The sequence below is a fragment of the Methylobacterium sp. WL1 genome, assembly GCF_008000895.1.
Taxonomy (GTDB): Bacteria; Pseudomonadota; Alphaproteobacteria; order Rhizobiales; family Beijerinckiaceae; genus Methylobacterium.
In genome coordinates this window covers 3,584,737-3,595,982 of record NZ_CP042823.1, presented here as the reverse complement: position 1 = coordinate 3,595,982, position 11,246 = coordinate 3,584,737, and the positions used below count along the sequence as shown (strand labels likewise).

General features: G+C 68.1%; 11 protein-coding genes. 6 read left to right on the top strand and 5 right to left on the bottom strand.

The features are described from left to right. Positions 1-110: 110 nt before the first annotated feature. On the top strand, positions 111-1,259 hold the full coding sequence (locus tag FVA80_RS17445; RefSeq protein WP_147906189.1) for a GGDEF domain-containing protein: 1,149 nt from the start codon (positions 111-113) through the stop codon (positions 1,257-1,259). A gap of 60 nt (positions 1,260-1,319) precedes the next feature. Continuing rightward, complete coding sequence (locus tag FVA80_RS17440) at positions 1,320-1,526, top strand: SlyX family protein (protein WP_147897699.1); 207 nt, start codon at positions 1,320-1,322, stop codon at positions 1,524-1,526. A 42-nt stretch (positions 1,527-1,568) separates the two neighbouring features. On the opposite strand, the gene FVA80_RS17435 is transcribed toward FVA80_RS17440, so the two are convergent. Both FVA80_RS17435 and FVA80_RS17430 read right to left on the bottom strand, forming a co-directional pair. Then, positions 1,569-3,002 (bottom strand): NAD-dependent succinate-semialdehyde dehydrogenase, encoded by a 1,434-nt coding sequence (locus FVA80_RS17435; protein ID WP_147906293.1) that lies wholly within the window; start codon positions 3,000-3,002, stop codon positions 1,569-1,571. A gap of 121 nt (positions 3,003-3,123) precedes the next feature. Next, positions 3,124-3,912 carry a class II glutamine amidotransferase gene (locus tag FVA80_RS17430; RefSeq protein ID WP_147906188.1) on the bottom strand — a complete coding sequence of 263 codons (789 nt, stop codon included), beginning with the start codon at positions 3,910-3,912 and terminating at the stop codon, positions 3,124-3,126. A gap of 318 nt (positions 3,913-4,230) precedes the next feature. Here FVA80_RS17430 and FVA80_RS17425 point away from each other — a divergent pair, with 318 nt between their 5' ends. Further along, complete coding sequence (locus FVA80_RS17425) at positions 4,231-4,623, top strand: response regulator (RefSeq protein WP_147906187.1); 393 nt, start codon at positions 4,231-4,233, stop codon at positions 4,621-4,623. A 244-nt stretch (positions 4,624-4,867) separates the two neighbouring features. Here the strand turns inward: FVA80_RS17425 and rpsU are convergent, their stop codons facing one another. Further along, entirely contained in the window at positions 4,868-5,206 is a 339-nt protein-coding gene (gene rpsU / locus FVA80_RS17420; protein ID WP_147906186.1) for a 30S ribosomal protein S21, read from the bottom strand. Between the two features lie 322 nt (positions 5,207-5,528). Between rpsU and FVA80_RS17415 the strand changes: the two genes are divergently transcribed. After that, positions 5,529-6,575 carry a low specificity L-threonine aldolase gene (locus FVA80_RS17415; RefSeq protein WP_147906185.1) on the top strand — a complete coding sequence of 349 codons (1,047 nt, stop codon included), beginning with the start codon at positions 5,529-5,531 and terminating at the stop codon, positions 6,573-6,575. A gap of 256 nt (positions 6,576-6,831) precedes the next feature. Further along, on the top strand, positions 6,832-8,445 hold the full coding sequence (locus tag FVA80_RS17410; protein WP_147906184.1) for a peptide chain release factor 3: 1,614 nt from the start codon (positions 6,832-6,834) through the stop codon (positions 8,443-8,445). 180 nt (positions 8,446-8,625) lie between these two features. On the opposite strand, the gene FVA80_RS17405 is transcribed toward FVA80_RS17410, so the two are convergent. Beyond that, positions 8,626-9,084, bottom strand: a complete 459-nt coding sequence (locus FVA80_RS17405; RefSeq protein WP_147906183.1) for a response regulator — start codon at positions 9,082-9,084, stop codon at positions 8,626-8,628. A gap of 8 nt (positions 9,085-9,092) precedes the next feature. Further along, positions 9,093-9,560, bottom strand: a complete 468-nt coding sequence (locus FVA80_RS17400) for a BLUF domain-containing protein (RefSeq protein WP_147906182.1) — start codon at positions 9,558-9,560, stop codon at positions 9,093-9,095. A gap of 300 nt (positions 9,561-9,860) precedes the next feature. Between FVA80_RS17400 and FVA80_RS17395 the strand changes: the two genes are divergently transcribed. Further along, positions 9,861-11,240, top strand: a complete 1,380-nt coding sequence (locus FVA80_RS17395; protein WP_147906181.1) for a flagellar hook-basal body complex protein — start codon at positions 9,861-9,863, stop codon at positions 11,238-11,240. The last annotated feature ends 6 nt before the right edge of the window (positions 11,241-11,246 follow it).

The following is an 11,246-nucleotide window of genomic DNA, read 5'->3' as shown; positions in this document are numbered from 1 at the left end:
CGCGCGGTATTTTCGTCGCGCTGCTGCGAATTAAGCCGGCCCAAGCCTCGTGAGCCGGTCAATACCGGGCGGCTTATGCTATCTTCAGTATCGGAGACTGATAGAAAGCCGTGCATCTCGATCCAGCCACCCTGCTGATCGTCAGTTCCGTGATGACCTTGCTGGTCGGCACGCTGTTCGTTCTGTCATGGCGGCAGGCGCCGGGTTCGCGCGCCCTGGCGCTATGGGGCGCGGCGCATATTCTCGGCGCGGTCGGCTCCGGAGGCCTCGCCCTGCGCGGCCAGATTCCCGACCTCGTGTCCATCGCGGTGTCCAACGCCATGGTGCTGGCGGCCTACGGGCTGATCTGGAGCGGTGTCCGCTCGTTCGAGGGGCGACCGATCCGGATCGGTCTGGCGCTCGCGGGCGCGGCGATCTGGTGCGTGCTCTGCCTCGTGCCGGCCTTCTATGGATCGATCGAGGCCCGGATCGCGTACGCGTCCGCGGTGGCGGCGCTCTACACGGGCGATGCGGCCGTGGAGTTCTGGCGGGGGCGCAAGGAGCGTCTCGCGTCGCGCGTGGCGGCCGAGACCACGCTGGGCTTGCACGCCGCCTTCTACCTGTTGCGGATTCCATCGACCCTGCTCGCGCCGCCGCCACCGCGGTTGAACCCGTTGACCTCGCCCTGGGTCGCGATCCTGTGCTTCGTCACGCTGCTGTTCTCGATCGCCCTGGCCTTCACCTGCATGGCTCTGGTGAAGGAACGAGCCGAGCGCGAGCAGCGCATCGCCGCCGCGACGGACCCGCTCACCGGCATTTCCAATCGCCGGGCCTTCACGGGGGTCGCTGAGGCGACGCTCGCCACGCACCGGGATGTGGCGCTGCTGCTGTTCGACCTCGACCGGTTCAAGGCGGTCAACGACGTCCACGGCCACGCGGTCGGCGACGCGGTGCTGGTGGGGTTCTGCGCCATGGCCGCGTCCCTGTTGCCCCTGGACGCGATGCTCGGCCGGCTCGGCGGCGAGGAGTTCGCCTGCCTGCTGCCCGACGTCTCGCCTGCCGAGGCCCTGGCCCGCGCGGAGGAGTTGCGCCGGACCTTCGCGGGGCTGTCGGTGCCGGAATTGCCGGACCTGCGAGTGAGCGTCAGCATCGGGATCGCGCAGGCTCGGGACGGGATCAGTTTCGAGGCGCTGATGCGCCGGGCCGACGCCGCCCTCTACGTCGCCAAGCGCGGCGGGCGCGACCGGGTCGTGGTGGCCGGACGGATGCAGGCGGCCTGAGCGGGCGCAGTCGGAAATCGGCCGCGGATGCGCTATCGCGGGCCGGATTGGAGACCGGCCATGGACGACCCCACCCGCATCGACCGCCTGGAGATGCGCCTCACCGAGCAGGATTCGACGATCGAGGATCTGAACCGCACCGTCACGGAGCAGTGGCGGGTAATCGACCGGCTCGTCCGCCAGGTCGATGCGTTGCGCGATCAGGTTGAGGAGGCGGCGGCCCGGTCCGCACCGCGCGGGCCCGAGCCGCCGCCGCCGCATTACTGATCGGCATCGGCACGCCGCCCGCAGCGACGCGCCGGGCCGGCGTCAGAAGTTGGCCTGGGTGACGAACTTGGTCACCAGGTAGGCATCGAGCGCCTCCGAACCGCCCTCGCTGCCGTAGCCGGATTCCTTGACGCCGCCGAAGGGCGTCTCCGGCAGGGCGATACCGTGGTGGTTGATCGAGATCATCCCGCTCTCCACCCCGTGGGAGACCTTGGCGGCCCGCTCGGCCGAGCGGGTATAGGCGTAGGCCGCAAGCCCGTAGGGCAGGCGGTTGGCCTCGGTGAGCGCCTCCTCGTCCTCCGAGAAGCGGTTGATCATCGCGACCGGGCCGAACGGCTCCTCGTTCATCATCCGCGCGGTCAGCGGCACCTCGGTGAAGACCGTCGGCTCGAAGAAGTTGCCACGGTTGCCGATGCGCTTGCCGCCGGTCCGCAGCGACGCTCCGGCCGCTTCGGCGTCGGCGGAGAGGGCCTCGATGGCCTCCAGACGCCGCCCATGGATCAGCGGGCCCATCTTGGTGTCCGGATCCAGGCCGTCGCCGACCTTCGCGCTCTTGGCGTAGCTGGTGAAGCCCTCGACGAACCGGTCGAACACCGAATCGTGCACCAGGAAGCGGGTCGGCGACACGCAGACCTGTCCGGCGTTGCGGAACTTCGACGGGGCCAGGACCGACACGGCCTTCTCCACGTCGGCATCGCCGAACACGATCACCGGAGCGTGGCCGCCGAGTTCCATGGTGGCGCGCTTCATGTGCTCGCCGGCCAGCGCCGCAAGCTTCTTGCCCACTACCGTCGAGCCGGTGAACGAGATCTTGCGGATCACCGGGTGCGGGATCAGGTAGGCCGAGATCGTCGCCGGGTCGCCGTAGACCAGCGACAGGGCGTCGCCCGGGATGCCGGCGTCGAGGAATGCGCGGACCAGCGCTGCGCAACTCGCCGGCGTGTCCTCGGGACCCTTCAGGATCACCGTACAGCCGGTGCAGAGCGCCGCCGAGATCTTGCGGACCGCCTGGTTGATCGGGAAGTTCCAGGGCGTGAAGCAGGCGACCGGGCCAACCGGCTCGCGCACCACCGCCTGCAGCACGCCGTCGGCGCGGGCCGGGATGACGCGTCCGTAGGCGCGCTTACCCTCCTCGGCGAACCAGTCGATCACGTCGGCGGCCGCCAGGGTCTCGACGCGCGCCTCGGCCAGCGGCTTGCCCTGCTCCAGGGTCATGATGCGGGCGATCTCGTCGGCGCGGCTGCGCAGCAGATCGGCGGCCTTGCGCATCAGCTTGCCGCGCTCGAACGGCGACACCTTCCGCCAGGCCGGGAAGGCCCGCGCCGCGGCCGCGAGCGCTTCGTCCAGGTCCGCCGTGGTGGCGACGGCGCATTGGCCGATCGTCTCGCCCGTGGCCGGATTCAGGACGCCCAGGGTCTCTCGGTCGGCGCCCGTGCGCCAGCGTCCGGCAATATGTAGCTCGGTATCCGGATACATCGTCAATTCCCGCTCGGCCGCACGATCGGCCGTGGCCGACATGTGGCAACGTGAAGCGGATCGACAATCCCGTTCCGAGCATGGCTGACGCCGCACCGCGACGGTGACGGCCTGAGCCCGGTCAGGCGGCCCGGGAGCGGGCGGTGTCCGGAACGGTCACGGTCGTGGCGGTGCCGTGGCGGGCGCGCAGCGTGCCGCCCTTCGGGACGACTTGCCAGCCATCGCGGCAGCCGTCGATCGGCTCGGAGACGACGACGATCCCGCCCGGCCCGTCGCGGTAATACAGGCTCGGCGGCCGACCGTCGCAGGCCCACCGATAGGCGGTGAGCGTCTCGCCATCCGTCAGCAGGGCGGTGAAGCGCAACGGCTCGGAGACGTTGGCCTCCTTCATCAGGGCGCGGATCGTCTCCAGGGTGCGGGCCATCGCGCCGACAGGATCCTGATCGAGGCCGTTGGCTAGGGCCAGCAGGAAGATCGCCTCGGAATCCGTGCTGCCGCGCCGGTGATCGTAGAAGGCGTCCGGAATCAGCGCCTCCAGCCGACGCTTGATGCGGTGGTAGCCGCCGATCTGGCCGTTGTGCATGAACAGGTGCCGCCCATGCACGAACGGGTGGCAATTCGCCCGGGCGGTGGCGGTGCCGGTCGAGGCGCGCACGTGGGCGAAGAAGGTTCGCGCCCGGACCTGACCGCACAGGTTGGTGAGGTTCTCGTCCGACCAGGCTGGGGAGATGTCGCGATAGACGCCGGGCTCGGGACGCTCGCCGTACCAGCCGATGCCGAAACCATCGCCGTTGGTCTCGGTTTTCCCTTCGTCGGCGTGCAGGGACTGGTGCACCAGCGAATGCGTCGGCGCGCAGACCAGGTCCGAGAGAAAGACCGGCTCACCGCTATAGGCGAGGAAACGGCACATGTCGGACGTCGATCCTTCCCTGGTCCGTACGATCCAGGCGATGTCCCCCGGAATGGGGCAAACGCCTTAAGCGTGAGATTAACAGTCGGTCCACACGGGTGAACAGTTTCTTAACCGCGACCCAGCTGCGCCATTTTCAAGCGTTCGGGGCAAAATTGGTGCGGCGTGATCGCGGAGCAGGCATGGGCTGCCCGACCACCCGGACACTTGTGAGCCGGCTCTTGGCAGGTCAGCATGGCCGAATCGGGGAATCACCGGTCCACCAATGAGGCCGGGACCCGAAAAGGGGTTCACACGACCGAACCGCAGGAGACTGATATGGATCGCGCACAGCCCGAGTGTTCCGCCCCCGTGGCGCTTGTGGTGGAGGACGACGCGGCCGTGCGCCACCTCGCGACCGCGGTCCTGGAGGAAAGCGATCTGGGCGTGATCGCCTGCGAGAGCGCCGAAGCTGCGCTCTCGGTCCTGGAGCGATCCGACGTCACCGTGGCCCTGCTGTTCGCCGATATCCGCCTGCCCGGCCCCATGGACGGCGTGTCGCTCGCCCAGGCGGTGGAGCGGCGCTGGCCGGACGTGCGCGTGGTCGTCACCTCCGGAGCCAGCCGCGACGCGCGCCTGCCCGATCAGACGGTCTACATGCAGAAGCCGTGGCGGGCGCTCGACGTGCTGGTCCAGGCCGAGCACGCCACGATGGCCGCCAAGGCGGCCTGAACGGGGCCTGCGTGTTGCCCTCCTCCGGAGATGGGGGAGGGGGCTGGCGATCGGAGCCGAACCGGATCTCCGATCGAGCCGCCGGCGTTCCGACGATGCTGGGTTGAGAAAGCCCAAGGCTTCCAGCGGTGGCCTTGTCGCAATCCTCGCCGCGCCCGTGATCACCATGGCTCGAGCGACAGTCGAACGCAAAAAGCCCGGCCGCTTGTGCGGTCCGGGCTTCTGCCGTTCAGGATAGAACGTCTTAGGCGACGGGCGCCGGGGTCACCGCGACCTGGCCGGAGGCGTTGCCGCCCTGCTGCGACGGGGCGGCGCTCGGCGACGGGAAACCGGGGCGACGGCTGCCGGCCGGGAAACGGGGCTTCGGCTTCGGAGCGGCGATCAGGCCCTCGCGGATCGCGGTCTTGCGAGCCTGCTTGCGGGCGCGGCGGACGGCTTCCGCCTTCTCGCGCGCCTTGCGGACGGACGGCTTCTCATACGCCTTGCGCTGCTTCATCTCGCGGAAGATGCCCTCACGCTGCATCTTCTTCTTGAGGACGCGGAGCGCCTGATCGACGTTGTTATCGCGAACGAGTACCTGCAACGGACTTGATCCTCTGGACCTGGATTTGGGGCTTGCGCAGCCCGCCGCCGATCTGGAAACCGGCAACGTCCCTCGCCCGGTAGCACCCGGGAGGGACGGGAACGTCGGTTTCCGAATCGGCGTGGAGCCCACGCCTTGGCGCGCCTTCTACACCAAGCGCGAACCAGTTCCAACATCTTCCCGGCAGCGATCTTCGCAGCGGACGTCTCGAAATCCGCGGTCACGGGCCGGATGCTGGTTCGGCGCGCAGCAGCCCTGCTTGGGCTCGATTTGGGACGAAGCCGGATTGCAACGCGATCGGACGCGGCTCTAGGCTGTGCGGATGCAACACGACGACCCGCAGCAATTCGCCAGCGACAACTACTCCGGCATCTGCCCGGAGGCCTGGGCCGCCATGGAGGCGGCCAATCGCGGCCACGCGCCGGCCTACGGCGAGGATGCCTGGACCGCCCGGGCCGCGGATGCGTTCCGCCGCCTGTTCGAGACCGAGTGCGAGGTGTTCTTCGCCTTCAACGGCACGGCGGCGAACGCCCTCGCGCTGGCGGCCCTGTGCCAATCCTATCACAGCGTCATCTGCGCCGACTCGGCCCATGTCGAGACCGACGAGTGCGGCGCGCCGGAATTCTTCTCCAACGGGTCCAAGCTGCTCACCGTCCGCACCGAAGGCGGCAAGCTCACCCCGGAGGCGATCCGCGGGCTCGCCACCAACCGCAGCGATATCCATTTCCCGCGGCCGCGGGTGGTCACGATCACCCAGCCGACCGAGACCGGGCAGGTCTATACCCTGGCCGAACTGCGGTCGCTGTCCGCCACATGCCGGGAACTCGGCCTCGCGCTGCATATGGACGGCTCGCGCTTCGCCAATGCCTGCGCCAGCCTCGGCTGCAGCCCCGCCGACATGACCTGGCGGGCCGGGATCGACGTGCTGTGCTTCGGCGGCACCAAGAACGGCATGCATGCGGGCGAGGCGGTGGTGTTCTTCGATCCGAAGCTCGCGGAGGATTTCGGTTACCGGTGCAAGCAGGCCGGGCAGCTCGCCTCGAAGATGCGCTTCCTGGCCGCCCCCTGGGTCGGCATGCTGGAGAGCGGTGCCTGGCTGCGGAACGCCGCCCACGGCAATGCCTGCGCCCGGCGCTTCGCCGGGGCCGTCGCCGGCCTGCCGGGGATCCGCGCGCTGTTCCCCGTAGAGGCCAACGCCGTCTTCCTGGCGATGCCGGCTGCGACCATGGAGCGGCTGCGGGCGCGGGGCTGGCGGTTCTACACCTTCATCGGCGGCGGGGCCCGGTTCATGTTCGCCTGGGACGCCGAGGCCGCGCGCGTGGACGCCTTGGTTGCAGACTTGCACGCGCTGGCGGCCGAGGCGGCCTAAGGCTGGGTTTCCAAAGGGCTCAGCCCTTTGGCGGGTTGTCAGGGCGGAGCCCTGATGGAGACGAAGGGCTCCGCCCTTCGCCCGCAAAAGGTCGAACGACCTTTTGAAACCGGGACCTGGATCAGCCCGAGATCGGTCGGCTCGGTCGGTTCTTTGCCAATACCGGGGCTTGCCGCTACACGATGCCGAGACCCTCGCCCGAGGCGGCACCGCCGGGCGACGCCCTCCCGTTGTGCCGACCCAGAGCGTTCGCTCCATGCTGATGCAGACCAAGACCGAAGCGAGGCCGGCCGACCCGGTTGCGCGGCGGCGCACCTTCGCGATCATCTCGCACCCGGATGCGGGCAAGACCACGCTGACCGAGAAGCTGCTGCTGTTCGGCGGCGCGATCCAGCTCGCCGGCGAGGTCAAGGCCAAGCGCAATCGGGTCTCGACCCGGTCCGACTGGATGGGGATCGAGAAGGAGCGCGGCATCTCGGTGGTCACCTCGGTGATGACCTTCGAGTACGGCGACTGCGTCTTCAACCTGCTCGACACGCCGGGCCACGAGGACTTCTCGGAGGACACCTACCGGACGCTGACCGCGGTCGATTCGGCCGTGATGGTGATCGATGCGGCCAAGGGCATCGAGGCGCGCACCCGCAAGCTGTTCGAGGTCTGCCGCCTGCGCGACATCCCGATCGTCACCTTCGTGAACAAGCTCGACCGCGAGGCCCGCGACCCGTTCGAGCTGCTCGACGAGATCGAGAAGACGCTGGCGCTCGACGTCGCCCCGGTGACTTGGCCGATCGGCACAGGCCGCAACTTCTCCGGCACCTATGAACTCGGCGCCAACCGCGTGCGCCGGCTGGACGCCGCCGAGGATGCCGGCATGGTGGCGGTGTCCGGCCCGCAGGACCCGCTGTTCGATACGCTGCTCACCGAGAACGGCGCGGCCGATGCGTGGCGCGAGGAGGTCGAGCTGGCCGAAGGCGGGCTAAAGCCGTTCGACCTCGACGCGTTCCGCGAGGGCCACCTGACGCCGGTGTTCTTCGGCTCGGCGCTGCGCAACTTCGGCGTACGCGACCTCATCGACGGTCTCGCCAAGGTGGCGCCGCCGCCCCGCGGCCAGGATGCCGACAAGCGCCTGGTCGAGCCGACCGAGCCACGCATGACCGGCTTCGTGTTCAAGATCCAGGCGAACATGGATCCGAACCATCGGGATCGGATCGCGTTCATGCGGGTCTGCTCGGGCAAGCTTAGCCGGGGCATGAAGGCCCGGCTGGTCCGCACCGGCAAGCCGATCTCGCTCTCGGCGCCGCAATTCTTCTTCGCCCAGGACCGCGCCATCGCGGACGAGGCCTTCGCGGGCGACGTGGTGGGGATCCCGAACCACGGCACCCTGCGGATCGGCGACACGCTCACCGAAGGCGAGGACCTGCTGTTCCGCGGCGTACCGAGCTTCGCACCCGAGATCCTGCGCCGGATCAAGCTGACCGACGCCATGAAGGCCAAGAAGCTGCGCGAGGCGCTGCAGCAGATGGGCGAGGAGGGTGTCGTCCAGGTGTTCGTTCCGCAGGACGGCAGCCAGGCGATCGTCGGCGTGGTCGGCGCGCTCCAGCTCGACGTACTGAAGGAGCGTCTCCAAGCCGAGTACGGCCTTCCGATCGATTACGAGACCTCGCGCTTCTCGGTATGCCGCTGGATCGAGTCGGAGTCCGAGATCGAGCTGGACAAGTTCGTGGACAGCCACGGCTCGGCCATGGCCAAGGACCTCGACGGCGCCCCGGTCTTCATGGCGACCACGGCGTTCTCGCTCCGCTACGAGGAGGAGCGCTACCCGGCGGTGCGCTTCACCGATGTGAAGGATTATCAGAAGCGGACAGCGTGAGATGTCGGCGGGGCGGGCGCGACAGGCTTTCCCGCCCTCTCCCTTATCCTGAAATGCGGGGCCGCGGTTGGGACGCCGCGACGGAGCCTTCCGGCAGCCGTGCGATTCCCGGAGGCCTCCGTCGAGGCGCGTTACGCTCGCATCTCCGGATGCGGGAACCCGGGTTGGAGATGCTGCCCCTCAGAACTTCCCCAGCATCGGGAAATCGACTGTCAGCGTCGATTCCGCCGCGATCGGGGCGTCGCGCTTGCGCGGCTTGCGGTTGAGCACCTGCTTCAGCTTGCTCTTCAGCACGGCCATGTCGAACGGCTTGAGGATGAAGGCGTCCGCGCCCGCCTGGTGGGCGAGGTTGATGTCCTCGAAGTCGAAGGACGATTCGGTGAGCATGAAGGGCGTGTTCATCAGAGCGTCGTCGCCGCGGATCTCGCGCAGCAGGCTCAGCCCGTCCATCGGCTCCATGGTCAGGTCGGAGATCACCAGGGCGTAGCGGCGCGTGCGCAGCCGCTCAAGCGCCTCGGCGGCCGTGGTGACTCCCTCGACATCGGGGAAGCCGATCCGGGTCATCAGCATCACCTCGAGACGCAGGAGCTTTTCCTGGTCGTCGACGATCAGGATCGGGGGCGTATCGCTCTCGGACATCGCTCGGCTCAGATGAAGAGGTGATCGATGCCCTGGCGGGACATCGCGTCGTTCTGGAGCGCCACGCAGAGGCCGTGGATCGCGGTCGCCTTCGGAGTACCACGTTGGAGCATCGGCAGCAGGTTGGCCTTGGCGAACAGGCCGTCGTTGGTCGCGGTGCGCTGGGCGCTCTTGAAGGAGTGGACGAACTCGCGCTTGGCGATCTCCCGCCACTCGTTGATCTGCACGTCGCGGTGGCGCTGGTCGGCGCTAACCCGGTCGAAGGTCTCGTGGACCGACGATCGCTCGCCCTCGATCACCTGGCAGGCGAAGTTGCCCTCGATGATCAGGAAGCTGGTGATCACCGAGAACTCGTTCTTCTTCTGTGCGACCCGGCCGATCTCGTTGATCTGCTCCGACCGCTTTGCCGCATCCGACGAGAGGTTGAGGCGCGAGAAGTAGATGATGTGGACGAGGCTCGTCCGTTTCGCCCGCATGACCTCTAGATCCGCAATCCGTGCCGCTTCGACGCGTCCGGGCGGGACGCCCCCCACCCGGATCAGCCCGTGCCCGATCTTGGCGCGAGCCGGATAACACCCCGTAAACGCGCGCCGGGGATGCCGACGGACCGGGGCCCGCCCGGTCCGGCAGAATCTGCCGGGTCGGCACCTCCGGACGGTCAGTGCTGCCGGGTCGGGTGCGGCCAACGCTAGGCCCGCCAAGGACTTAGGCGTGGCACGGCGGTTGCGCTCGCTTGATCCTGCGGGCCATTGCGGCGCGTTTCGGGATCGCATGCCATGGATCTTTTCACCGCCCTGCAGACCTCGGTCTCCGGACTGCAGGCGCAATCCTATGCCATCAGCAACATCTCCGGGAACATCGCGAACTCGCAGACCACCGGATTCAAGCGGATCGACACCAGCTTCGTCGACATGATGTCCGAGACCACGCCCAAGCGCGAAGTGGCCGGCTCGGTCCTGGCGCAGTCGCAGCTGACCAACACGATCGCCGGCAACGTAGTGGCGTCGAGCGTCCCGACCAACATGGCGATCAACGGCAACGGCTTCTTCACGGTGGTCCGAAAGACCGGTGATTCGAACGGTGCGGCCACCTTCAGCGGCACGAACGTCTACACGCGCCGGGGCGACTTCGCGCAGGACAAGGACGGCTACCTGGTCAACGGCGCCGGCGGCTACCTGACCGGCACGAACCTCGATCCGGTCACCGGGCAGGCGACCAGCACCGGGCTGCTCAAGATCGGCAACACCTCGCTCCCGGCCCAGCCGACGACGTCGCTGACCTACGCGGCCAACCTGCCGGCGACCCCGGCCACCACTGCGTCCGCCACGTCGGGCTCGGATGTCTACAATCAGCTGCCATCCGCGGTCGTCCTGACCGGAGCCACGGTGCCCGGACCCACGGTGCCTTCGACCGCCGCCGGGACCTTCGTCAACAACAGCATCGCGGGCCCGTCGATCACCGCCTACACGCAGACCGGCGCGCCAGTCACCCTGAGCACGCGCTGGGCGAAGGTGCAGGATGCCTCGACGACACCGAAGCAGGATGCGGTCTGGAACCTCTTCTACGCCTCCGATCCCTCGGCATCCGCGAATTCGACGGCCTGGCAGAATGTCGGGACGGCGTTCACCTTCGATTCCACCGGCAAGCTGACCAATCCGACCACGAGTCCGGTGTCCCTCGGCGACGTGACGGTGGGCGACTACACCTTCTCGGGCATGACCATGAATGTCGGCACCGCCGGCCTGACGCAGTACGCCGACACGTCGGGTGCGGTGACCACCAACACGCTCAGCCAGAACGGCAACAGCGCCGGCACGCTGACCAGCGTCGCCATTGGCGAGGACGGCAAGATCAACGGCACGTTCTCGAACGGCTCGGTGCTCGGGCTCGCCACCGTGGGCATCGCCCAGTTCGCCAACCCCGACGGGCTGAAGGCCGATTCGAATGGAAACTACCTGCAGACCGCCGAGTCCGGCGCGGCGCTGGTGGGGCTGAACGGCAGCTCGATTACGGGCGCGAGCAATGAGCAATCCAATACCGACATTGCGAGCGAGTTCTCTAAGATGATCGTAACCCAGCAGGCCTACTCTGCGAACACGCGGGTCATGTCGACGGCCCAGACGATGATGTCTGACCTGCTCAACGTGATCCGCTGAGTGAGG

Coding starts and splice junctions, on each gene's coding strand:
- FVA80_RS17440 (WP_147897699.1), top strand. CDS start 1,320: ATGGACGACCCCACCCGCATCGACCGCCTGGAGATGCGCCTCACCGAG.
- FVA80_RS17405 (WP_147906183.1), bottom strand. CDS start 9,084: ATGTCCGAGAGCGATACGCCCCCGATCCTGATCGTCGACGACCAGGAA.
- FVA80_RS17400 (WP_147906182.1), bottom strand. CDS start 9,560: ATGCGGGCGAAACGGACGAGCCTCGTCCACATCATCTACTTCTCGCGC.
- FVA80_RS17410 (WP_147906184.1), top strand. CDS start 6,832: ATGCTGATGCAGACCAAGACCGAAGCGAGGCCGGCCGACCCGGTTGCG.
- FVA80_RS17425 (WP_147906187.1), top strand. CDS start 4,231: ATGGATCGCGCACAGCCCGAGTGTTCCGCCCCCGTGGCGCTTGTGGTG.
- FVA80_RS17395 (WP_147906181.1), top strand. CDS start 9,861: ATGGATCTTTTCACCGCCCTGCAGACCTCGGTCTCCGGACTGCAGGCG.
- FVA80_RS17435 (WP_147906293.1), bottom strand. CDS start 3,002: ATGTATCCGGATACCGAGCTACATATTGCCGGACGCTGGCGCACGGGC.
- FVA80_RS17415 (WP_147906185.1), top strand. CDS start 5,529: ATGCAACACGACGACCCGCAGCAATTCGCCAGCGACAACTACTCCGGC.
- FVA80_RS17430 (WP_147906188.1), bottom strand. CDS start 3,912: ATGTGCCGTTTCCTCGCCTATAGCGGTGAGCCGGTCTTTCTCTCGGAC.